At 66.6% G+C, this 21,944-nt stretch carries 19 protein-coding genes; 9 read left to right on the top strand and 10 right to left on the bottom strand.

Annotated features, from left to right (window positions below):
- Window positions 1–627: 627 nt before the first annotated feature.
- Window positions 628–1,149 (bottom strand): hypothetical protein, encoded by a 522-nt coding sequence (locus tag ABT070_RS43155; protein ID WP_351768470.1) that lies wholly within the window; start codon window positions 1,147–1,149, stop codon window positions 628–630.
- A 69-nt stretch (window positions 1,150–1,218) separates the two neighbouring features.
- Between ABT070_RS43155 and ABT070_RS43150 the strand changes: the two genes are divergently transcribed.
- Window positions 1,219–3,549 (top strand): hypothetical protein, encoded by a 2,331-nt coding sequence (locus ABT070_RS43150; protein ID WP_351768469.1) that lies wholly within the window; start codon window positions 1,219–1,221, stop codon window positions 3,547–3,549.
- Between the two features lie 382 nt (window positions 3,550–3,931).
- Window positions 3,932–5,695, top strand: a complete 1,764-nt coding sequence (locus tag ABT070_RS43145) for a pentapeptide repeat-containing protein (protein WP_351768468.1) — start codon at window positions 3,932–3,934, stop codon at window positions 5,693–5,695.
- 202 nt (window positions 5,696–5,897) lie between these two features.
- Here ABT070_RS43145 and ABT070_RS43140 read toward each other — a convergent pair whose 3' ends face one another.
- Complete coding sequence (locus ABT070_RS43140; RefSeq protein ID WP_351768467.1) at window positions 5,898–7,994, bottom strand: SPFH domain-containing protein; 2,097 nt, start codon at window positions 7,992–7,994, stop codon at window positions 5,898–5,900.
- A 242-nt stretch (window positions 7,995–8,236) separates the two neighbouring features.
- Window positions 8,237–8,734, bottom strand: coding sequence for a hypothetical protein (locus ABT070_RS43135; protein WP_351768466.1), 498 nt, complete (start codon window positions 8,732–8,734; stop codon window positions 8,237–8,239).
- Window positions 8,735–9,176: 442 nt separating this feature from the next.
- On the opposite strand from ABT070_RS43135, the gene ABT070_RS43130 reads away from it, so the two are divergent.
- Both ABT070_RS43130 and ABT070_RS43125 read left to right on the top strand, forming a co-directional pair.
- Entirely contained in the window at window positions 9,177–10,985 is a 1,809-nt protein-coding gene (locus tag ABT070_RS43130; RefSeq protein ID WP_351768465.1) for an SIR2 family protein, read from the top strand.
- Between the two features lie 189 nt (window positions 10,986–11,174).
- Window positions 11,175–11,879 (top strand): AbiV family abortive infection protein, encoded by a 705-nt coding sequence (locus ABT070_RS43125; protein ID WP_351768464.1) that lies wholly within the window; start codon window positions 11,175–11,177, stop codon window positions 11,877–11,879.
- Window positions 11,880–11,969: 90 nt separating this feature from the next.
- Here ABT070_RS43125 and ABT070_RS43120 read toward each other — a convergent pair whose 3' ends face one another.
- Both ABT070_RS43120 and ABT070_RS43115 read right to left on the bottom strand, forming a co-directional pair.
- Window positions 11,970–12,188 (bottom strand): hypothetical protein, encoded by a 219-nt coding sequence (locus ABT070_RS43120; RefSeq protein WP_351768463.1) that lies wholly within the window; start codon window positions 12,186–12,188, stop codon window positions 11,970–11,972.
- 168 nt (window positions 12,189–12,356) lie between these two features.
- Window positions 12,357–12,767 (bottom strand): hypothetical protein, encoded by a 411-nt coding sequence (locus tag ABT070_RS43115; protein WP_351768462.1) that lies wholly within the window; start codon window positions 12,765–12,767, stop codon window positions 12,357–12,359.
- A gap of 396 nt (window positions 12,768–13,163) precedes the next feature.
- On the opposite strand from ABT070_RS43115, the gene ABT070_RS43110 reads away from it, so the two are divergent.
- Window positions 13,164–13,823, top strand: a complete 660-nt coding sequence (locus tag ABT070_RS43110; protein WP_351768461.1) for a hypothetical protein — start codon at window positions 13,164–13,166, stop codon at window positions 13,821–13,823.
- A 40-nt stretch (window positions 13,824–13,863) separates the two neighbouring features.
- Here the strand turns inward: ABT070_RS43110 and ABT070_RS43105 are convergent, their stop codons facing one another.
- Both ABT070_RS43105 and ABT070_RS43100 read right to left on the bottom strand, forming a co-directional pair.
- Window positions 13,864–14,061, bottom strand: a complete 198-nt coding sequence (locus ABT070_RS43105; protein ID WP_351768460.1) for a hypothetical protein — start codon at window positions 14,059–14,061, stop codon at window positions 13,864–13,866.
- Window positions 14,058–15,590 carry a hypothetical protein gene (locus ABT070_RS43100; protein WP_351768459.1) on the bottom strand — a complete coding sequence of 511 codons (1,533 nt, stop codon included), beginning with the start codon at window positions 15,588–15,590 and terminating at the stop codon, window positions 14,058–14,060. The genes ABT070_RS43105 and ABT070_RS43100 overlap by 4 nt, the downstream gene beginning before the upstream one ends.
- Window positions 15,591–16,133: 543 nt before the next feature.
- Between ABT070_RS43100 and ABT070_RS43095 the strand changes: the two genes are divergently transcribed.
- Both ABT070_RS43095 and ABT070_RS43090 read left to right on the top strand, forming a co-directional pair.
- Window positions 16,134–16,412 (top strand): hypothetical protein, encoded by a 279-nt coding sequence (locus ABT070_RS43095; protein WP_351768458.1) that lies wholly within the window; start codon window positions 16,134–16,136, stop codon window positions 16,410–16,412.
- 27 nt (window positions 16,413–16,439) lie between these two features.
- Window positions 16,440–17,339, top strand: coding sequence for a DUF4231 domain-containing protein (locus ABT070_RS43090; RefSeq protein ID WP_351768457.1), 900 nt, complete (start codon window positions 16,440–16,442; stop codon window positions 17,337–17,339).
- 165 nt (window positions 17,340–17,504) lie between these two features.
- Here the strand turns inward: ABT070_RS43090 and ABT070_RS43085 are convergent, their stop codons facing one another.
- From ABT070_RS43085 to ABT070_RS43075, 3 genes are all read right to left on the bottom strand, one after another.
- Complete coding sequence (locus ABT070_RS43085) at window positions 17,505–18,674, bottom strand: calponin homology domain-containing protein (RefSeq protein WP_351768456.1); 1,170 nt, start codon at window positions 18,672–18,674, stop codon at window positions 17,505–17,507.
- Between the two features lie 235 nt (window positions 18,675–18,909).
- Window positions 18,910–19,968, bottom strand: coding sequence for a zinc finger domain-containing protein (locus ABT070_RS43080; RefSeq protein WP_351768455.1), 1,059 nt, complete (start codon window positions 19,966–19,968; stop codon window positions 18,910–18,912).
- Window positions 19,956–20,747: a hypothetical protein gene (locus ABT070_RS43075; RefSeq protein WP_351768454.1), complete on the bottom strand. Its 792-nt coding sequence runs from the start codon at window positions 20,745–20,747 to the stop codon at window positions 19,956–19,958. Before ABT070_RS43075 ends, ABT070_RS43080 begins: the two co-directional genes overlap by 13 nt.
- A 324-nt stretch (window positions 20,748–21,071) precedes the next feature.
- Here ABT070_RS43075 and ABT070_RS43070 point away from each other — a divergent pair, with 324 nt between their 5' ends.
- Complete coding sequence (locus tag ABT070_RS43070) at window positions 21,072–21,290, top strand: hypothetical protein (protein WP_351768453.1); 219 nt, start codon at window positions 21,072–21,074, stop codon at window positions 21,288–21,290.
- Window positions 21,283–21,831, top strand: a complete 549-nt coding sequence (locus tag ABT070_RS43065) for a hypothetical protein (protein WP_351768452.1) — start codon at window positions 21,283–21,285, stop codon at window positions 21,829–21,831. Before ABT070_RS43070 ends, ABT070_RS43065 begins: the two co-directional genes overlap by 8 nt.
- Window positions 21,832–21,944: the final 113 nt, after the last annotated feature.

Below are 21,944 nucleotides of genomic sequence, written 5' to 3'. Positions count from 1 at the left end.
GCATTACCCGCTCCGCGGGTAATGCCCCGGCAAGCCGGGGCATAGAGCGACGAATTGCGCAAGCGCAATTCGAATTCCCGCGTAAACGCGGGAACGAATTCCGTAAACGGAATTCTAGGGGACCTCTTCGCGCAGCGCGAAGAGGTGGGATTCCCGCAAGCGGGAATCCTGGGCGTCCGCTGCGCTCCCGCCCTACCGGCTTCGCCGGGCTGGCAAGGGGTGAGGATGCATCACGTCGCGTACTGTGTAGGGCCTGGGGTTCCAGCCCACTACCCCAGCCTGTCGGGTGACGGGGTGTCCGCTCGGCCGGGGGTCGGCCCCACAGGGTGAGGGGTTCGCCTGCACTCCATCTGAAACCGTCCTTGGTTTCCTGTCTGCCCATGCCAACTGAGATATGGGCACCTGCTCGAACAGTCCATTTTCATGAGCAGGTGGCAGGAGTCGCTTGCGCTGACATTGCCCATGACTACGAGAACTGCATCTCATGATGCACTGTGTAGAGATTGGGATTATGTTGGGCCTCCTGAAGGCAGTGGAGGGGCCCGGCAATTCAGAATTGCCGGGCCCCTCCACTGCGGGGTTGAGCCACCCCCGTGGGGCCTCAACCCCGGTCCTGTCCTGGTGTGTTCACCCCCCGTAGAGGGCCAGGAAGGCCTGTCCGAGGGCGGCTGCGGACGCAGTCACCTTGGTCCCCTGCCAGATCGCCGCCTGGAGCGTGCTGCTGTCGTAGTAGGCCAGCAGGCCGTAGACGACTCCGGCCACCGCCGACAGGAGCAACACCAGGAAACTGACGCCTTGCTGAGGCGACATCAGGATGGCCAGCATCAGGGACGCCGTCCCGAACAGGACGAGGCCGGCCCTCATAACAGCGGCATACCCAGAATAGGTGACCGCAACAGCCGGGTCCGGACGGTCAGAACGGTGCAGCAAACCCGCCGCGAGCGCGACGAGCACACCCACCGTCAGAGAAATCGCAATATCCAGCGACCGCGGGCCACCCGCACCCTCCGCTGCCTTCTCTGCTGCCGTGATGACGGAACCAAATCCGGCCTTCATGTCCCACTCCCCAAGTCCTCGTACGAGCATCTTGGAAAAGACCGTCTCTGTTGCGGAATGCGCAAGGAAGCCCAGAAAGGCGTTGCGCCGCAATACGCAACGTTGCGGGACCGGCAACAGCTTCCCGCTGCGCGGTACCATCCCATTCCGAGGGGGTGGCCAGTGAGTGAAGCAAAGCGGGAGCCGGGGCCGGAAGCTTTGGCCTACGGTCAGGCACTTAAGAAGATCTTTTTGCGCCTGGGCAAGCCCCAGAGGGAAGTCGCAGGGCTCCTTAGAATCGATCCTTCGGTGCTCAGCCGGTTCTTTTCCGGCAAGCCGAGCAAGGACTCCGCGGCGGATACCGTCGCGGCCAAGGAACACGCTGACGCACTCATCCGCCTCGTCCGTAACAGCGGTGCCACCGTCACCGACGCAGAGGAGACGAAGCTGCACGAGCTGCGCCGGGCAGCCCAGGCAGCCAGCTCAAGCCAGCAGGACCGTGTTCTCGTCCTCCAGGAGCAGCTGGACGAACTGCAGCAACAGCTCGACGATGTGGAGGCGCGGGCGGGGACCTTCCGTGGGCAGGCGCAGAGTCTGGAGGGGGCCAACAGCCGGCTTGAGGATCGGGTTGGTCTGCTGCAGCAGCGTGTGCGGGAGGAAGAGCGGCGTGCGGGGCGTGAGCACTGGGCGCGGGTGAAGGAACGGCGGCAGCGTGAGCAGGCTGATGCGCGTGCCGAAGGGGCGGAACGGCAGGCGGAGCGGTCGGCTGAATGGGCTGCCGCGCGTGTGGAGGCAGCCGAAGAGGCATGGGACGAGGCGGAAGAGCGGGCCAGGCAGGCTGCGTGGGGGGCTGAGGAAGCGGCCGCGCGTCTGAGGGCGGTCGAGCAGGCCCGGGCCGAAGCTGAGGAGCGGGCCGCGCGGGCTGTGTGGGGAGCCGACGAGACGGCCGCGCGTCTCAGGGCGGTCGAAGAACAGCACCGCGAGGCAGTCGTCCGGGCCGACGAGGAGAGCCGGAAGTGCGCGGCGGCCCTGGCCGAGCTGGCGGCTGCCCGTAAGCAGCTTTCCGCAGCCGCCGCATACACCAAGACCTCCGACGCCAGGATCGAGGCGCAGCAGGAGCAACTGCGGCAGCTGCGCCAGGAGGTCAAGGTCCTGCGCCGCCAGGTCAGCAAGCTCACTGAAGAGGCTTCTCGGGCTGTGTCCACGCCTATTGCGGATGTCGCAACGCAGGTCAGCGCTGTTGCGGCGCATCCCTTGACTGCTGGTCGCGACGAACGGTCGGGGACGGTGTGGCCGACAGGGGGAAGGTCCTCTGCGTTTATGCCGCCGGTTTGGCCATCCGAGGGGAATGAGGCTGCCGCGGATGGGATGCCGAGCCTTGGTGAGAGCGGGCCGGCGATGTGGCCGGAGACGCCCCGAGAGGAGCGGCTTCGGGCTCGGCAGGCGCAGTCGGCTGCGGAGCAGGCCAGAAGGCAGCAGGCTAAGGAGCAGGCTGTGCTGGAGGCCCATCAGAGGTCCGCAGCAGCACGGGGGGTTAGTCGAGACCAGATATCCGGGCAGGAGGGCGCTCGTTCCGTCGGCATGGAAGCGGGCGGCTCCGCACCCTGTCCGCCGGCTGGGCGGCAGTCTGAGGCGAAAGGCTCGGCGGCTACTGATGGCTTGCCGCCGTCAGCAGGTCAGCAAGGGCGCAGTGAAACCCGGTTTCCGCCGCCGCCTGAGGTTCAGGCCGAGGCAGCCGTGCGGGCACGGGAGGCGGGGGCACGGGAGCAGCAGCGGCCTCGAGAGGAGCGTGCGGCAGCTTATCGTGCGTCGGCTGATTGGCCCTCGTCTCCGCCGCGCGGTGAGGGTGAACACCGGCGGAAGCCTCCGCAGCCGCAGGACGGGGGCCGGGCAGTTGCGCGCCGGGCTTATGGAGCGGGCGGGGGGAACTCTCGTGGCGGGGTCAAGGCTCAAACGCCTGCTCGTCCGCCGGTCGCGCCGAAGAAGCGGTCCTCTGAGTTCCAAAATCCGGATGACATGCACGGCTCTTCTTCGGGTGTTCCATCGAAGCGGCAGGGTGCGAAGCCTCCATATGGTGGTCGTGCGGCAGCCAGGAGGAATGGTCAGAGTGCTGCCAAAATGCGTCAGCGGGCACCTGCTAAGCGGGCTAGTTCTGCATTTGTCGAGCGGCAGGCGGCAGACGAGCGGGATCAGTTGATTCGCGGAGCCGTACTTACCGGTCAGCTGACGTTGGGAAATTGTCTTATCGCGCTGGCTCTTCACGCAATGTGGAATAGCGATAAGGCGTTCACTTCGGGCTGGTGGTTCATTTTCTCCTTCGGTTTCCTGGGCATGCTTTCATTGCCGGTCTACGCATATAGGGAAGTCAAGTCTAGGGTCGTAAAGAAATCTGCTCCGCTGTTCGTGATTGCAGCAGCTTTGGTCGCGTTTGCATGTGACCTCTATTCGCTGACGCCTCACTTCGTTCATCAGGTGACCGATTGGTTCCTGAGCTTTCTGCTTCGACAAGCCTGACCTGAGATACGTATTTCCGCAGTCCTGCCTGGTCGCACGGTGACGTAGCGGACCGGCGCAGTGACGGGCACTCAGGTATCGCGGGTGCCGAGCAGGGTGCCAGGGCTATGAGGCATGTAGCCCCTCGGCGAGCTGTGTCTGACAAATATCGATCACTCACCTGGGGAGCCGCCACGCCATGAACACACCCGTACTGCCTGCCTGGCCGCACTGCGGGCACGGAGCGGCCCCGGCCACCGACCCGGTCGGCTGCCGCGGTAGTCACGTCCCGGGTCACACTGCCTGCCTGGCCCACCTGCCGGACGCCGACCGCACCAGTTACTTGGCTAGCCTGGCTCCCGGCGCTGACATCGACCACAGAGGCACCCCTTTCACCGAATCCTTGCTGGAGGCTCTCCTAAACGCTCTCCGTGACCCCACCACCGGCCACCCCCATCTCGGCGTCGCCATGTTCGGTGAGGCGCAGTTCTCCGGCGACGCCAGGTTCGACACGGCCCACTTCTCCGGCGCCGCCGGGTTCGACGAGACGCACTTCGCCAGCGATGCATGGTTCGGGGGAGCTCAGTTCCTTGGCAACGCCTGGTTCGCCGGGGTGGAGTTCTCTGGAAACGCCGGGTTCAACAGGGCTCAGTTCTACGGCGAGGCCGGGTTCGTCGCGGCTCAGTTCTTCAGCAACGCCAGGTTCAACAGGGCTCAGTTCTCCGGCAACGCCGGGTTCAGCGGGACGAAGTTCTCCGGCAACGCCGGGTTCAGCGGGACGAAGTTCTCCGGCAACGCCGGATTCGGCGGGGCGCAGTTCTCTGGCAATGCCTGGTTCAACACGGCTCAGTTCTACGGCGAGGCCGGGTTCTTCGAGGCGCAGTTCTCCGGCGTCGCCTCATTCAACACGGCGCGGTTCTCCAGCATCGCCGGGTTCGGCGAGGCGCGGTTCTCCAGCAACGCCGGGTTCGACGGGGCGCAGTTCTCCGGAGACGCCGGGTTCGAGGGGGCTCGGTTTGAGGGGGTCTCGGTGTTGGGGCCGTTGGTGTGTGCGGCGCGTGTGGGTTTGTCTAGGGCAGTGTTCGGGCTGCCGGTGACGTTGGAGATAGCGGCCCGGGAGTTGGAGTGTGAGCGGACCCGGTGGGAGTCGACCGCGACGGTGCGGGTGCGGTACGCGGCTGTGGATCTGAGACACGCGGTTCTGTCTGCTCCCGTCGCGGTCATCGCTCACCCCGCCCCCTTCACCAGCGTCTTTGGTGGCGACGTGCCGCTAGCGGAGGAGCTGCTGGCGGGTTCCGGCAGAGTCCGGGTGGTTTCGGTGCAGGGGGTGGATGCCGCGCATCTGGTGCTGACGGACACCGATCTGACCGGTTGTCTGTTCTCGGAGGCCTTCCACCTCGACCAGATCCGTCTGGAGGGCCGGACCACCTTTGCACCCTCACCCACCGGCTGGCACCGCCGTGGTATCCAGCCGGTGCGCTTCACGCGTCGGCGCACCCTCATCGAGGAACACCATTGGCGCGCCCACATCGCCCGCCAGCCAGTCGCGCCCCCGGGCCATACTGCTGCGCCCCGCCACTGGCGCACCGGACCGCACCACACCGACCCCGCCCGTACCCCCGATCCAGAGGATGTTGCCGCGCTATACAGACAGTTACGCAAGGCGTTCGAGGACGGCAAAAACGAACCCGGTGCCGCTGACTTCTACTACGGCGAATGTGAGATGCGCCGTCACGACCTGACCGGCACCCCGAAGAGCGAGCGCCGTCTGCTGTGGGGGTACTGGCTGCTGTCCGGCTACGGCCTGCGCGCCTCCCGCGCTTTCGCCTGGCTGCTTGCTGCGATGTCGCTGACCGTGCTGTGCCTGATGGCCGTCGGCCTGCCCACCCACGACCCCGACCCGGCCACTACCGGAACCCTGAAGGGCGGCAGGATCAGCCTCGACACCCGCACCCCCGACCCCGCCCTTCACGGCGGATGGCCCCAGCGCATGACCTGGCCCCGTACCGAGAAAGCCACCCGCGTGGCGATCAATTCGGTCGTCTTCCGCTCCAGCGGGCAGAACCTCACCACCGCCGGCACCTACATCGAGATGGCCTCCCGCCTCCTGGAGCCCACCCTCCTCGCACTCGGCCTCCTCGCCATCCGCGGCCGCATCAAACGATGACCGGAAACGCGAATCCCGCAAACGGGTACGACCGAACCACGACGTGCGAGGGGAGGCGCCTGCGCGCCCCCGGCACGAATCCGCACCGAGAGACTGCAGTGGTCAGCATCCTGCTGCCCACGCGTGACCATGCGGCCGGAGAAGTCGGGTCTGTGCAGTCAGAGCGGTCGCGCGGTTCCTTGGGGAGTCTGGAGCCTGCTCGTCACGGACGGTCCGATCTGGATGCGTGCTCGTGCAGTCCCTTCAGTGCGGCTTCGGTGGCCCGGGTGAGGCGGTGATCCGGGCCGAGCGCGGTCCGGTAGTGGCGGGCGAGATGGGTGTACAGCTGCTCGGCTTCTGCTGTTTTTCCGGCTTCTCCTGTCCAGCGCGCCTGCTCGCGCTGGGCCGCTAGGACGCCGCGGTGATAGGGGCCGTGTATGCGGGTGTAGTCCTTCGCGAGCGCTCGGTACAGCTCCGCGGCCTTGGCGGGGTTGCCTGCTGTTCCTACCCTTCGTGCCCAGTCGTGTCGGGCGGCGAGGGAGGAGCGGTGACCGGGTCCGTGGATTCGCTGGGTCTCCTCGCACCACAGGCGGACCTTGCGCTCGACCTGTCTCGCAGGGTTATCAGTCGAGGTGCCGGGGGTCTTCTCCCTGGGGGGAAGGTCTCCCGGTGTGCTGTCTGGCCCGATCAATGGGGCGCTGTCGGTGTCCTGGCGTGTGTGAGACCCGGGCGGCTTCGAACCTGGTGCGGGCAGCAGGGCAGGAACAAAGGTGGGTGGGGTGGTGCGCAGGAGATCGAGAATGGCGCGGGCGTCGGCGTTGATGTCGTCGCGTGAGACGAGTCCACGGTCAAGGAGAAGACGCATCATTTCTATTCTCCTGTCCGCAGCTTCTCGCTCCACTTCCTTCATCAGGGCAAAGATTGCGGAGGCGTCGGCAGGGCTGCGCGCCATCATGAAGGCGAGGCCCTGCAGGTCGCCTTTCTCCAACAGCTCTTCGTAGCGGTGGGCTTGGCGGTGGATGTGCGCCTGGTCCAGGTCGACACGTACGTAGGCACGGGTCTGCACTCCCAGGTGTACCCCGAGTGGTGTCGCGTTCTCGTTCAGGGCGCGGCGCATCGCTTCCCACGCGTCCTTCGCCTGATCCAGGGAGAAGCGGTCTGATACGGCGCGCAGGCGGTCTTGCAGTTCGGGGGCCAGGATCAGATCGATGTCTGTGAGCCTGGCCCGCACGACAATGTAGGGGTCGACGACCTGCCATTGGACGTCTGCCTCGACGTTGAAGAAGTCGACTCCGCCTGCTGCTGGCAGCAGCATGCTGAACGACGAGGAGTGCACTCCCAGGGCGACCTCGGTGACGGTGCGGGGGCGGCCGAAGAGCGGTTTGTTGTGGTGGCTTTCCCCGTCCGGCCGCACGATGCTGTAGCCGCCGTTTTGGTAGTGGAGAACCGAGGCGACCTGAGCACTGGGCCCGCGGAATGTGCCCGTCAGGCGGTACTCCCGCACCAGCGGGCCTCGCACGGTCCTGGACGCCGGCCACGTAGCGGCGGGGCGCTGTTGCTCTTCCTGGTTATCAGCGTTCGGAGGCGCGCCATTGGGGCTGTTGGGGACGTCGGTGGGGGGCCGCGGCGCCGGGTCCGGCGCCTGCGCTTCCTGCTGCTCTTCGTGCTCTGCCGCATCAAGCTGCAGCTCCAGCTGGCTGCAGCGCTCTTCAGCCAGCTCCTTGGCAACCGTCGCTTGAGTCAACTGCTCACGCAGAACTCCGACCTCGGCATACAGCCTGCTGCATTCGTTTCTCAGGGCTTCCTGCTGCTGGTGCTGTTGTGCCAGGGCGTTGTCGTACTCGTCCTGGTCGACCGCTCGGGCCGCCTCGACTGCGCGAAGTTGGACCTGCAGTTGCTGAATACGGAACTGCCGCTCGTGCAGCATGTCGGCGGCCATCTGTTCGCGAGCCTGGGATTGTCTGGCGTCCTCGTCGGCCTGCTCCAGGAGTATGTGGAGTTGCTGGGCCTTGCCCTTGGCTGCTCCGGAGGACGTGACGGCTTTGCGGTGCAGGCGCCGCAGGTGGGTGGCCGCCTCCTGTGTCACTGGCTCCCCGCGTCTTTGTGCGGCGTGTGACAACAGGCCCTCGATGAAGGGCCACGGTGGGGTATGCAATCCGTTGAGGTAGCGGGAGACGGTCGACACGTCACAGTGGCAGCGCAGTGCGTAGCGGCGCATCGAGAGTTCTAACGAGCCGAACAGCATCCGCAGCTCCTCCGCGAGCTCACGGGCCTCGTCCGGTAGATCGTCAGGGAGCCGTTGCCATCCGATACCGCCCATGCCGCCCCCTCAAATGCCCCGCGGCACGTCCCTGAGGCCGCACCCCTGTCAGGCAATTCCAGTACGCCGGGGATCCTCACGCAGCGCTTTAGGCAAAATCACCCCACCCCGCCACTGCTTCCAACAAGGTTCGCGCCCTAACGACCTCGTGCACGGTCGGCTGTGGGCCCGCATGAGTGTTGCTGAAGCTCTTCGGGAGCCAGCGGGATGGCCCGGAGAGTGCTCTGGGGCTATCTACCGGATTACGGTCCGGCGCGCGAGGTCGGCGCGGGACGCAGCATACCCGCCAGGAGCTCTTCGTCGAGCGGATACGCTTCGCGCTCGCTGTGCCATTCGTTCAGGAGTTCTCGTGCCTGGGTGACGCGGTCTGCGGCCTGCTGGGTGGCTTCGCGGAGCTCGTCGCCGTCAAGGTGGCCCTTGACGGCGGCCGCCGCATGCCGGCCGGCCGCGGCCACCACCTGGTCCCACAGGAACAGCTCTTCGGTGGCCTGATGCCACAGGTAGTCCTCGCGGGCGGACGTGTCCGAGTCCTGGGCCGTGGTGAGGGACCGTACGATCTGGGCGCGTGCGGCGGGTGGCTGGCCGCGGCCACGGCGTACGGCAAACTGCAGCAGGACCGAGGTGAGGCGGCGGGCGAGGTGCGTGGGCCGGGGGCGGCCGCCTTTCGTGGTGCATGTCTTCCTGCGCGAAGCCGCGCACGTGGGGCATGTCCAGTCCAGTGCGTCCCAGTCGGCCGCCACGCATCGGTCCTCTCGTCGGCGATCAGGTCAACCACCCCTGCAATGGGGATGGTTGCAGTGTGACAGCGGGTACTGACACGGGAGCGCGGAATGCCGCGCTGCGGCCGTATCGCAACTGGTCAAGGTGGATGCCGGCGCCTCGTCGGCGCAGCCCAATGTGCCCAGCGCAGCCCGCGCCTTGATACACGTCCCGCAGCCGTGACCAGCTGCTGCCATCAGGCGGGAAGGGAGCCGGAGCTAATCTGAGCGGCTCCTGGCGTCGACGTCGCCAGGCCGCCAACGCGGCGATGGAAAGTGGCGTTGGGCAGGGTGATGCACCCGAGTCCCAGAGGGATCTTTTATCGTCATAGTGACGAGATTGTGGAGTAGAGTGAACCTCGGTACGCGGGCAGTGCTTTCCGCCCCCTGGAGGCGGGGTGCCCGTTGGAAGGAGAGGGTGGCCGTGGTGACGAATCAGGCCGCAGGGCAAGCCAATGCAACGGTGCCGGGTGCCGGCGGCGTGCTCGATCCTCGAATGTCCCTTGCTCTGAACGTCCACACGTGCCCTGGGGTGTACGCGGTGCTGCTGGGCGCTGGCATCTCAATGGCGTCCGGCATCAAGACGGGTTGGGGCATCGTGCAGGATCTCGTCAGCAAGGTCGCGGTCCTGCACGATCCGGATACGCCCGACGCTGGTGCTGAAGCCGCGGCCGATCCGGAGGTCTGGTGGCAGGAGCAGTTCGGCGAGGAGTTGGGCTACTCACGCCTTTTGGCCGAGGCCGCGCCCACATCGGCAGCCCGGCAGGGCCTGCTCGCTGGCTACTTCGAACCTGAGAACGTCGAGGACACCGGCAAGGAGCCCACCGCGGCGCACCGGGCGATTGCCCGGCTGGTGAAGAGGGGGAACGTCAGGGTCATCCTGACGACCAACTTCGACCGCCTCATGGAACGTGCCCTGGAGGAGGTCGGCATCTCCCCTCACGTGGTCCGTGACCACATGATCGACAGCATGAAGCCCCTCGTGCACAGCCAGATCACGATCATCAAGCTGCACGGCGACTACGCCGATCTGGAGCAGCGAAACACCGTGGACGAACTGGAGGAGTACCCCAGAGCGCAGCAAGCTCTGCTCGAACGGGTGCTGGACGAGTACGGGCTGATCGTGTGCGGCTGGTCAGCCGACTGGGACAAGGCCCTGGTCAGGGCAGTAGAGGGGACTCGCTCCCGGCGCTACCCGATGTACTGGGGACAGTTCGGTCGGATGAGCGAGCCTGCCAAGCGGCTGGTGGCTCAACACTCCGCCGCCGTCATCGACGGCGTGACCGCGGACGACCTCTTCACCGACCTCGAACACCGGGTGGAAGCACTGGACCGGATGACCGTCGCCCCGGTCGCCCGGGACGTGGCCGTCGCCCAGCTCAAGCGGTTCCTCCCCGACCCGGTCCGGCGCATCGAGATCCGAGACCTGATCGAGCAGAACGTCTCCCTCATCGTCAGCAGTGCCGACCAGGACCGATATCCGCTGACCGGCAAGATCTTCGCGCAGAGCATCCGCCGCTACCGCGCCGACTGCGACACCCTGCTGCACCTGCTGGCCAACGGCGTCTTCCACGACGACGGCACTTACAACGACCTCTGGCAGCGCGTGATCGAGCGGCTGAACCGGCTGCGCCACAAGAACATCAACGGCCACACCGAGGAGTTGGAAAGACTGCGGCACTACCCGGCCGTGCTCGCCGTCTTCACCATGGGTATCGCCGCCATCGTCGGCCAACGCGAGGAATTCCTGGCCCGCCTCCTCAGCCAGCCGCTGTGGACGCCGATCTTCTCCAACGGTGAGCGTCAGGTGCCAGCCGTCTATCTCAACCCGCGGCGCGTCATCAGCGGCTCCATCGATGAGGTCTGCAGCCCCGGCGACGGCAGGACGTGGTACTACCCGCAGAGCCGCTGGCTTCGGGAAGAACTACGCGAACCGTTCCGCGTCGTGGAGCCGGATGACGTGGCCTTTCGAGCGGCCTTCCACCGGTTCGAGTTCCTGGCCTCCCTGATGTCCGTGGACTCCGAGCACGTCCTCGCGAGCCCGTGGTCCGGCGAGTTCTTTGGCGAAGACGTGTGGGGGTACGACCAGAACGGTCTGGCACCGGAGATCGAGCGAGAGATCAACGACTCCTGGCACCTCCTCCTGGCCGGCGCCTTCAACCACGACGCGGAGCGGGCTAAGAAGGCCTTTAGCGAGCTCGTGGATTTTCGTTCGCGGCACCACCCCTGGTGACTGTGACTGGCCCCCACGCTTGACGGCTTCGCGGGCACGGCACACCGCGGACCAAAGGTCGGCAACAGTTCTCCTGGGGAAGACTCGTCCACGACCGCATGAACAGCAGTCGGCGGTCCCACCGCGGTGGGACCGCAGGAGTGGCAGCGGCGAGTCTCCCACCAAAGGAAGGCAGGGCACACTGAAGTCATGGTCGAGATGAGCCCGGGGCAGGCGCGCGAGTTCTGGAAAGCGCTGATGGACAACGCCTCTTCACTGATCGCCGATGCCCACACGCTGCTGTCCGCAGAGTCCTACGGGCGGGCTCGCTCCCTCACCGTTTTGGCACAAGAGGAGCTCGGAAAGGCGCTCTGGATCTATGACACCTTCCAAGCTGACTGGAGCCGCGGAGGTGAGGCGCCCCGGGTCGTGGGCTCTCTGACCCAGCACGGGCGGAACCACACCAAGAAGTACCTCGAGGCCATCGTCTTCGGCGACGAACTCGCAGAGTTCTGGGGTGACTACAGCGCTCTGCAAGCCGCAGGCACCGGCTACGAGGCTTGGGAACAGGCCCACAAGAAGCGGCAGGCGGAAGCCGAGGCCGCGGCCAGGGAGGCCAATCTGGCGAAGCAGCGAGGGTTCTACGTCGACCGCGACGCAAACGGCGATGTCCTATCTCCCACAGCCATTGCGGCCGGAACGACGGCGGAGGACCTGCAGACCGCTGCACGTGTGATCGAGATGCTGCTGATCAACGATCACAGTCGAATGAAGACGTCTGCCACGCCGTATGACAGCACGCACCCCCAGCAGTTTCGGCTGTTGCCTGTCTCGCACCCCGAAGACTGGGCAGCCGCTGCGGACGCGCTCAACCCAAGTGCTGAGGACGACGGCCAGGGCACCCAGGAACGATGACGTGGTGAATGCGCCTCGCTCGTAGAATGCAGGACACCTCGCCCCCGGCAGCTGGAATGCCGGGGGCGAGGTGTCCGTGCTGGCGAGGGCCTACAGCTCGATGTCGAGCCGTTCCACGTCGGTGAACTCCACGCTGAGCCCGTGCGCGCGGCTGTTGTTGGCGCGGAAGCACATCTGGGCGAGGCCGTCGGCCGCGATCTGCTGGAGCCGCTGTTCGGTGGCTCCCTGCTCCCGAGCGGTGAACAGCTGGGCCGCGAACTCGGGCGGCAGGGCCTGGGTGATGTCGCGGATCCGGGTGGCTCTGTTCACGGGAATGGGCAGCACTTCTACGTCGGTTCGGGAGGCGTTTGTCGGTCGCAGCCTGGCCGGAATGTTCACGAGTTTCGACAGCACCTGGTCCTGGGGAGGCGTTCTCGGTTGACCAAGGACGCGTGGCTGGCACGAGCCCGCAGTCGGGCGGGGGCGCGCCGTGCTGGGCTACGGGTGCACCTGCCACCAGCGGTCCGCCTCAGAACGAGCCACTTCGGCGTCGTACTGACTCGCGTCGAAGTGGAGCCCGGGCGGAGGGTTGGGCACGGGGGTGTGCGCCTCCGACGGAACCTCCCAGTTCGACCACTGCACGATCTCTCCGAACCGCTGCACAACCACGGTCAAGAAGCCGCAGCAGCAACCGGTGCAGTCAGGTTCCCCCAGCTCCAGGCGGCGCGCCTCGCCGGTCGCCCGGAGAGGGCTGGGGCGGCCGGCCGGCAGCGCATCAGCCGCGTAAGGTCCGCGGCCGCCTTCACCGACCGCCTCTTCGACCAGATCCTCGCCGTTGACCCAGAACCGCAACTGAGCAGCGAACCGGGGTCCCGGCGGCAACACCCTGATCTCCAAACGATCGAACATCAGATCACCCTACGGGGCGCGCTGACGTCGGCGCGTGGCCCAGCCGACGCCTACCTTCACCCGGCCGGCGGGCGGGTCCACGAGGTGCCTTCCGTTCTCGTGAACATCGACTGCGACCCGGGCGGGGCGCCTCCCGAAGTAGTGCATATCTGCCGCCGTAACTCGTGAACATAGCCATCCGGGCGTCATCGGTGGTGCCTGCGGCGGCGGTGAAGCCGAAGCGGGCACGGGTGGATCCCTTGCGTGCGACGGCCTCAGTGCGGTCACCGGACCTGCCGCTAACCACATGCTCGTATTCCACAGCGTGGGCGGCATCGGCAAGACGACCCTGTCCCGAATACTGGAGGCGGCGCTCACCGACGCCGGACGGCGGCCTTCCCAGGGGGGCGAGACCGGGTGGCCGGCCGACCGGCTCCTACCGCCGGCACCGACTTCGAGCAGATCGTGCTGACGATCCGGGCCGCCCTCACTCGGATCGGTCGTCCCCTGCCCGCCTTCGACCTTGCGCTGCGCCGCTACTGGGAGGCGAACCACCCCGGCGATCCCCTGGAGGAGTACCTGCGCCGCGGCGGTCTCGGCTCCCGGTTCGGGCAGGCCATGCCGCAGCAGATGCAGTCCGCGCTCTCCGGCGTCGCCCAGGCGCTCATGCTGCCCGGCACCATCGGCTCGGTCGTAGGCCAGGTCACCGGCGCCCTTGTCGGCGCGCTGCGCGAGCGCCGCCAGACTATACGGGCCCTCGACCGCGCCCAGGTGCTGCGCGCCGAGATCCTTACAGCGGGCGTGACGTACGCCGAGCTCGCCCTGGACCTCGCTCTCGCCTTCCACCACGCCGTCCGTAACGACCAGGACCAGGTGGCCGCGACGGTCGCCCGGCAGCGCGAGAACACCCGCGGCGGCGACTTCGCCTACTACAGCGACATCGTCGCCTTCATGGCCGACTTGCCCCTCGAGGAAGCCTCACCGACACACTGGATCGACGGTGCACAGCACACGCGGCGGCGATTTCGAGGCTTGGTCACCGCCCGCCGCAACGACCTGCGTACTTCTTCGCTGTGACCACGGCGTCGGCCCGGGCGTCCTGTTCGCCCGGGCCGGTTCAGCCGATCACGGACCGGGCGAAGGCGACAGTGCCGGCAAAGGCGCCCCCGCCAGCCAGCACCCCGACAGCCCATGCGTTCCCTGCCAGCACGGTCAGCACGCCGGCGGCCACGGCGATCTGCGTGCCCAGCATCAAGATGACCGCGGCACGCACCGTCATCAGCGGCTCCTGCGATCGGTCGGACGGCGCACTCACGAAAGCTCCTGGCAGCTGTTCTCGCGCCTGCGCCACTCCTTGCCGAGGCGCTTCAGCTTGCGTCGGGCCCGCTCTCCTTGCGCCTCATCCTGCTGCACCAGATCCGACGCTTTGGGCCACGTCATGGAGTGGTGCTCCGACCAGACACGGACCAAGGCCTGTTCCTGCTCGTTGAGCTTGCCTGCCACGTAGCGCACCGGAGCGGTCTCGAACTGCTCGACCCATGAAACGACGCGGGGAATCACCAGATCCTCCGGCCCGGGCACAATGTCCCGCTGCACCCAACCGTCCGGGATGTATCCGATCGAGGCACCGCGGATCTGATGATCGCGCTCAAAGTCGCAGCCCTGGCGCGCGTACTGGACCAGGACCCTGCGCACCGACTGGTCGTCGGTGAGGTCGGCCTCCTGCTCCCATGCGCGCTCGAACATCGCCACAGCGAGGGCCTGGCAGTGGTCCTCCAGCACCGGCCACAGGCGCAGGCAGCGGCGCAGGAAGTCCTTCATCGGTTCCGTGTCGCCCTTCACGTACGCGTCGAAGGCGTAGCGGGCCTCGGCAAGGACGGACGGCTTCAGCCGCTTCGCCCAGTCGGCGACAGACCGGACTTGGGCGAAGAGGTCGGCAATATGGCCGCCGATGAGGTCCGCCATAGGCGGGAGGGTGCGCAGGACCTCCTGCATCATCTGCGGCACTCCCACCTGGATGGCGAAGCATGGGGCGAGCGTTCCTGCCAGCTTGGCCAGGTTGGGCAGCGGGGGAACCAGAGCCGGGAGACCTTCGAACACCGGGGCCAGGCCGAAGTGCAACGGACGAACGAGGTCACCGAGACCAACCAGCGGCTGGAAGGCGTCAGCCATCGACGACAGACGGGCGGCCGGTCCCAGCAGGCTTGCCAGGCTGTTGACCTGCGGCTCGATTACGGACAAGACCGCCCTGGCCGGGTTGAGTCCGTCCAGTAGCCCCAGCGTGTTCACGACGGAGGGCAGTACCGAGTTCACGGTCTCGGACAGGGAGAGGATTTGGGGCTGCACGCCGGCCAGCGCCGACAGCGCGGCATTGTGGGCCGTCAGTCCGTCCAGCAGCGACTGGCCGACCATCTCTCCGATGTTGGGAAGCCGGGGAACTGCCAGCTCGATGCTGGCGAGAGCCGGGGCGAGCCCGAAGCTCGCCTGCTCGGTGAACTCGCTGAGCATCGTGCTGAGACCGACCAGCGGTTGGAAGGAGTGGCTGACGCCGGACCAGAAGGCAGCCGTGTCCACGACATGAGTCAGGCTGTCGGAGTTCAGGACGACGTCGTCAAGCGGTGGGAAGACACCGTGGTCCAGGTCGGGCCCGTCCATGTCCAGGTTGGGCCCGACCATCGGCGCTGCGAGACCGGCGCCGCCCGGCTCGTCGAGCGCAGTGTTTCCGGGCGAGCTGCATCCTTCCGCTGAGGGAATGAGCAGCGCTCCTGTTGCGTCGGACGGTGCTGAAGCAGGACGCTGAGCGGCATCCTCGGGTGCCGAGTCCGGCGTTGAAACCGCAGGCATCTCGGGCCTCCTTCGTTGCTTGGGTAAGTCTGTTCACCTACCTGCGGCGGGGAAGAGCTGATCCGGCAATCAATTTCCCGACACCCGCTGTGATTCACGCCACACCTCACTGTCTGGCAGCGCTCCCCTTTCACCAACCCAGCCAAGCACCCACCGCTTGAAGGGGCTGGCCGATCATCGCCCTGACACCGCATCACTCCACGTGGCAGGGTCGGTTGCGATCACGAACAGCTGAGATGAAGGGGCTTCCGTGGACGCACGGATGGGACGGACTGGTCGGCGTCGCGAAGGAGGCGTACACCGCGGGGCTGGGCGAGGGGGTCGTGCCGCGCCCGCTGATGATGCCGCTGGTGCGCGGCGAGCTGGTCGGACTGATCTGGGTCCGCCCGCTCAAGGTCGGCCAGGACGCGCTTCGCCGGGATCGCGGAGCTCGCGAACATCGCTGCCGCGGTCGGCGCGGACGAGGTCGTCCTCGCCTGGGAGACCCACGACGTCGCCACCGCCTGCGAGCTGCCCATCGTTGGCCCGGCATCGTGCCTGGACATGGTGCTCGCCACCCGCGACGGCCACGTGCTGCACCAGGTCCCCTACACCGAGCAGCTCCTGTCCCGCAGCCCCGAGGGCTGGGCGTCGGTCGCCCCCGACTGGAAGCCGGCCCCCGCGCCGCAGCCCGGCGGCGAATTGGCGCCGCCCATCCAGGCCGCGGTGAACTTCGCCTTCACCCCGATCGAGCTGGACCACCCCGACCCGTTCGGCGTCACCGTCGTGCTGATGGAAGAGGACGGTTACCGCATCAGCCTGACCGAAGCGTTCGCCCGCTGAGCCGGAGCATGAGAGGAAGGACAATCCGTGCCCCGCAGTCTCGATGACGACGCGCCCCGCCGTCTGAGCGATGCCGAAGAGGCGCTCAGTGCCGAACAGCGGGAGACCGCCGACAACGAACGGACCACGCTGCGCAACCTTCGGCGCATTGTGAGGAACCTGGAACGGGGCGTGATCCGCCGCAGACGCAGACGGTTCCACCAGTTCGTGATGCTGCTCATCGCAGCCGCTTCTTTGCTGGCTAGTGCGCTCTGGACGGCCCTGTCCTGGGGCTCCTCTTCTGAGTTCGTCCGCGTCGATATCGTCTGCGGCGCGCTGTTGCTGCTTTGTGGTGCAGCAGCTTTCATCGCAGGGAGGGGACAGGGAAGCGTCACTCTGGGCGACCTTGAGGAGGCTCTGGATACCAACCGTGATTCCCTGCGGTTTTTGAGCGCGCTCTACCACCCGACCGTGAAGGAACGGCGCAGTCTCTACAGGGAGGATGTCGCCGGAGTCATCGAGCAGCACCGGACCGACAGCCGCAAGTATCGGCGCGTCCACAACACGCTGCAGAACCTCATCATGATCGGTTCCGCGTCCACGACGGTCGTCGCGGCACTGGACACTCGTAACCAGTACACGTGGCAGAACATCACCATCGTGTCCATCGGCTTCACCGTCACGGTGGCGGCGGCCTTTACTGGCTACTACAAGTACCGCGAGCGCAGCTACTTTCTGCTGCAGACCGCCGATTCCATTGAGGAGGAAGCTAACGCGTACACCCTCGGAGTCGGCCCGTACAAGGACTATGGCCTCGACCAGGACCATGAGGCGCTGAAACTGTTCACTCAGCGCGTCGAGGACCACCGCAACGAACAGCGGCGCCGCCAGCAGCAGCTGGACCAGCCCGCCGAGCAGTCTCCCTCCACCCAGCCGCCGGCGGCCTGACTCCTAGCCTCATCCCCACGTCTGTTGCCAAGCCTCTCGGTACTCGGACCGGACGGGTGGAGCTCCGGCCGACCTTCTGACCTGCATTTCAGGGGAGACTGAGGTCGGCGAAGCCACTGAGTGATGCATACGCCTGACCTGGCGACCACACGGCCCGCTGCCGGGCTACGTGGGTGCCAGAACGAACCGCCACAGTTTGAGGACCCGATCCTCGTCCCAGTAGTCGTCAGGGAGGAGCTGGGTCATCAACGCAGGGCTGGGCTCCTGGCGCAGAGCGGTGATTTCCCCGTGCTCGGTGGTCGTGGCCATGCGGAATCGGCTTGTGTAGAGGCTGCTGAGCGCTCCGAAGACGGCAAATCCCTGCTGCTCATAGTGGGCACTGGCTTCTTCGTCGACATCAGGGGCGAGGTGATAATCCAGTCTGACGAAGCGGCCGTCTTCGTCGGTGTGCATCTCGTTTTCGACAGACCATCCGGAGTACCGGGCCAGGAACCAAGCCAGCTTCTGCTCCAGGGGAGCGGTGATGACTTCGCCCGCGTTACTCAACTCCCTGCCGGTTATCGCGACGAGGCGCTCACCTTGCGGAGCGTCCTCGCCAGTCGATGGCTCCTCTTCTGTTGGATCGAAGAGTACGGAGACGGTCAGTGGTGGTTTCCCCGCGAGATAGGTGTCGCCGAGGAGAGCCATCTCGTTGCCCCTCATGGCGGAGGAGATCGTCAGACGCCGCTGCGTTCCTGCATGGTCGAACCTCGAAGGATCGACCAGCGTCCAGAGGTTTAGGCCAGCCCAGTAGTGGGCGTACAGCAGACGCCCGTGCGTCATGCGGGCGTAAGCCTGTGCGGCGTCCATGTCGTCGGCCCGCACTTTGACCTTCTCCTCCGCCCCAGGCTTCACCGACTTGACCTCGACCAGAAGCACCGTGCCGTCGCGCAGCACGATCCTGAAGTCGGGCGGCAGCAGCTTGCCCTGGGCGTCGTCGAAGTAATACAGCCCGGCATCCTCGGTCTTGATGAGGCGGATCGCGCCCAGAGCCACGACCACCGCTTCAAAGGCGTACTGCGTCTGGTGACCCTGCAATCGAGATACGTTGTCCAGCGACTTCCGCAGCGCATCACTGATTGCGTCGATGGTCTCCGGGTGCCGGTCTCGTAGGAGCACTGCTGGCTGGCCGCCCGGTGGTTCGGCGAGTGCCATTTCGAGTAGGGGCAGAATCTCGATTCCGAGCTCGCCTTTACGCCCTCGCTTCAGCACCACGAATCGGCCCTCCCCTGCCTCCGACCGGCTGAATGCTGCCACTTGCCCGGCGACGGCCTCGCTGAATTTTAGGGCCTTCATCGGACCACCTGACTCTACAGCTGGCCTCCTACGGCACCGACGGCATAGCCGCGCACGCCGCGCTCAACGAGCTCGATGCCCTGGGACGCGAGAGCACCGGACGGCGTCCCGCTCGGTTGGCAACATCCGTCTGTCCCGGCTCTTATGCGCATTGAACGCCGGTGAGACAGAGCATCCCGCCTTCAGGGTGAGGATGCTGGGGCGCCAGCCCTCTGTCTTCGCCGTGGGCGCCCTTCTATTTCTCGCCGGGACTGATGCGGTCGTTGCTCTGCAGGACGCGGCGCAGGCGTTCGTCGTGGGGAAGCTGTCGCTTCTCGCTGGGGCCGACGCGATCGTCGTTGTCGCACAGCTTGCCCGGTCCGGCGTGGCATCGCGGGCAGATAACTCGGTACCAGTCGCCGCGTGGCACTTGGTGGTGCAGGCGGACCGGGGGCTTCTTGCCTGCCTTTGGGGCTCGGCCCTTTCGATCGGCCGTCGGTCGCCGCTCCTGGAGCGGATCTGTGGGGCTGACTTCGCGCTCGCGCGTCTCCGAGGCCGACTGCATGGGCCCGGCAGGAGCTTCTACCTCCTGCCGGGCCTTCTTCGGGTGCCGGGCCTTCTTTGAGGCTTTCCGCTCGTCCACGATCAGCTGTTGCCGCTCAATGTGGCCATCTTCGCGCGGTTTCCCGCTGCTGGAGCCTTCGACCAGCACACAGTCCTTGCCTTGCTGCGCGTTGCAGCGCGGACAGCGCCGCTGGATCCAGTACCGCCGCGCCACGCGCGGCTGCTCCTGCGGCCCCCGTGCCCACCGTTTCTTCCAGACTTCGACACGCTGTGCTTCACCACGCGTCAGTAGTTCTCCGGCTGAGGCCGCGGACCGCAAAAGCTCCTCCACCTGAGGCCGCAGATCAAACGAGTAGGCGTCGTACACGCGAAGGCGATGGAGGGCACTGCGGACGCGAGTCGCAGCCTTTCGTGCTTCCCTCTCAGTGTCAGCTTCCGCTTCGACCGCGTCCCGCGTGAGGTCGTCCAGGTTGTCGAAATACGTGATCGCCCGCCCGTAGACGGCGGACTCGGCGTCGGTGCGATCTTCCGCCGCCGTCGCGTTGACGCGAATCAGAAGCCGGCGCACCCGTCCAGGCTTCTGCTCAGCCACTGCCTTCTTCAGGGTGTCGAACAGCTTGCGGCGCTCCTGGTTCTGCTCGATCAGCCAGGTCCTCGCGTGGCGAACGGCGGCCTCACGCTGCTCCTGAGGAGCGCCCTCCACAACGGTCAGATCCTCGATCTCCCGGCACACCTGCTTCACCAAGGACACGGACTCGATCCGACGCGCGTACACCAGTCGGCGCAGCAGGGCCTGGGCGCGCGCCTCCGGCTCCGGCACCTTCCTCGCTCTGCCGGGCGACCACAGCGTTGGGCGCGGCGCATGGTGGGACTGATCTTCTGAACCGCTGGCGTCGACAGCCCGCGCTCCGTCATCTCGCACTGGTCCAGGGCGAACCATTCGATCGGCCGGGCGAAGGCCTCGGTGCCGATCTGCACGTGGCGCGTGGTGCCCACGCTGTCCAGCCGGATCCGATGCACGTACCAGCGACGGATCAGTGTGTCGCGGTCGACCGGCACCATCGTCCCGAGGACCGGCTCCACATCGCCGTCCCACACCGGCGCCACTGCCTGGTCCAGATGCACCCGCAGAGCGCCATGCCTCCAGCGCACGTCCACGACGGACCCGATCGCTGCCCCTTGGACGCGGGTGTACTCGAAGGCCGCCTGCTCCCCACGGCCAGCGAGCCAGGCTGCGGCCGCGGACCGCACGTAGAGGTGGTCTGCGCTGTCCACGCCGCGGGCTCGGCGCCCGCACTCATGCGGCAGCCCGTCCGGATCGGGGTGATGCGCGAAATGACAGGCCCGGTCTGTGTACAGCTTCGTAGTCAGCTGCCCGCCGCAGCCGCCGAGCAGAGTCCCGCACCAAAAGGTGTCGTCTCTGTGAGAACGGCGGAATGCATCCAGCTCGATGGCTTCCATCGGCAGCATCAACGGCTCATCCGAGTCCGCTTCGCCGAGCACCGCCGTCTGGATCCGTCGCCTGTCCATGTGCACAAACATCCCCCACCCCCCCGGCCAACACATCCTGCCACCAGGGGAGTTCACCAGCCAGATCGCTTCTCGGCTCGACTCACGCGGTACGCCCCAGATGTGATGCCGCCGACGCCCTGCCGGGTCTTCACCGGCGCCTCGGGCGCGGAGGTGGCCTACGACGAGCCCAGCGCCCAGCAGCAGAGGACCGCTCTCAAAGCCGCCTAGTGCACCAGCGTGGAAATCGTGGCCGTCAGGCCGAGTCAACTCACCAGCCCGCAGGTCTAACCAGCAACTCGGCACCCCCGCTACGGTGGCGCCCTCAACACATTGGGGGGCGATATGCGGATCCTCTGGCTACTGCTGGCCATCCTGCTCACCTGCCTGACCATCGGCGGCATCCTCACCGCCTTCGACCGCAGCGATGGCGCATCCATCGCGGGGGACCTCGTCATCAGCCTGCTCCTTGGCCTCGGTGCCACAGCCTGCTGGAGACAGGCCCGGATATCGCGGCAGCCGCAGGCCAGCGAGGGAGATAGCAGGCCCTGGCATCATGAATGAAGCGTGGGGCGCCCTGCTGGCCGGCATCGCCGCCGCAATCGGCGGAATTCTGGCTGGCTGGCTTACAGCGGGAGCAGCGGTTCGCCAGGCGGTCACCGCGGGTCGTGAACAGCAGCGGAACTGGCTACTCGACAAGCGTCTCGTCGCATACACGGCCTTCCTTGAATCCCACTCGCACTTTCAGGATCGGCTCCGGGAGCTCACCGAGATTCAGTTGCCGCCCGACGCGTGGGTAGACGACGCGCACAGGCCCACTCCTGTGGACAGGGCGCAGGCTTGGGGGCTCCTCCATGACAGCCGCGAAGACCTCGCCCGCGCCATGCGGGAGATTGATCTCCTCGGGCCGAAGGAGATCATGGGGCCAGCGCTCGAATCAGTCTTCGAATCCGTTGAGGCAGTCTTCAGCGCTCGCCTGCGATACGAGAGCAGTGAGCCGGAGTCCCCTGACGGCGAATGGGGACGGGCTCGACACGCGTTCGAGATGGCGCACGGCACCTTCGTGGAAAGCGCGAGTCAGGCCCTGCACTCGGATCAGATCTAGACCAGGGACGCGAGCGTGGGATGGCCCGCCAGGACGGGCATGCCTGGTGGGCCAATGGGCAGTCTGGCAGGGGGCTCAGCACGTGACAGGGGGAACGCTCCAAACGAATCGGG

This window comes from Streptomyces sp. NPDC002884 (genome assembly GCF_040295245.1).
Lineage (GTDB): Bacteria > Actinomycetota > Actinomycetes > Streptomycetales > Streptomycetaceae > Streptomyces.
This window is presented reverse-complemented; position numbering and strand designations above follow the sequence as displayed.

What these genes read in the sequence shown, in the direction of transcription:
- ABT070_RS43095 (WP_351768458.1), top strand. Translation starts at nt 16,134, where the DNA reads ATGGTGCTCGCCACCCGCGACGGCCACGTGCTGCACCAGGTCCCCTAC.
- ABT070_RS43065 (WP_351768452.1), top strand. Translation starts at nt 21,283, where the DNA reads ATGAATGAAGCGTGGGGCGCCCTGCTGGCCGGCATCGCCGCCGCAATC.
- ABT070_RS43125 (WP_351768464.1), top strand. Translation starts at nt 11,175, where the DNA reads ATGGTCGAGATGAGCCCGGGGCAGGCGCGCGAGTTCTGGAAAGCGCTG.
- ABT070_RS43100 (WP_351768459.1), bottom strand. Translation starts at nt 15,590, where the DNA reads ATGCCTGCGGTTTCAACGCCGGACTCGGCACCCGAGGATGCCGCTCAG.
- ABT070_RS43070 (WP_351768453.1), top strand. Translation starts at nt 21,072, where the DNA reads ATGCGGATCCTCTGGCTACTGCTGGCCATCCTGCTCACCTGCCTGACC.
- ABT070_RS43140 (WP_351768467.1), bottom strand. Translation starts at nt 7,994, where the DNA reads ATGGGCGGTATCGGATGGCAACGGCTCCCTGACGATCTACCGGACGAG.
- ABT070_RS43075 (WP_351768454.1), bottom strand. Translation starts at nt 20,747, where the DNA reads ATGGACAGGCGACGGATCCAGACGGCGGTGCTCGGCGAAGCGGACTCG.
- ABT070_RS43085 (WP_351768456.1), bottom strand. Translation starts at nt 18,674, where the DNA reads ATGAAGGCCCTAAAATTCAGCGAGGCCGTCGCCGGGCAAGTGGCAGCA.
- ABT070_RS43115 (WP_351768462.1), bottom strand. Translation starts at nt 12,767, where the DNA reads ATGTTCGATCGTTTGGAGATCAGGGTGTTGCCGCCGGGACCCCGGTTC.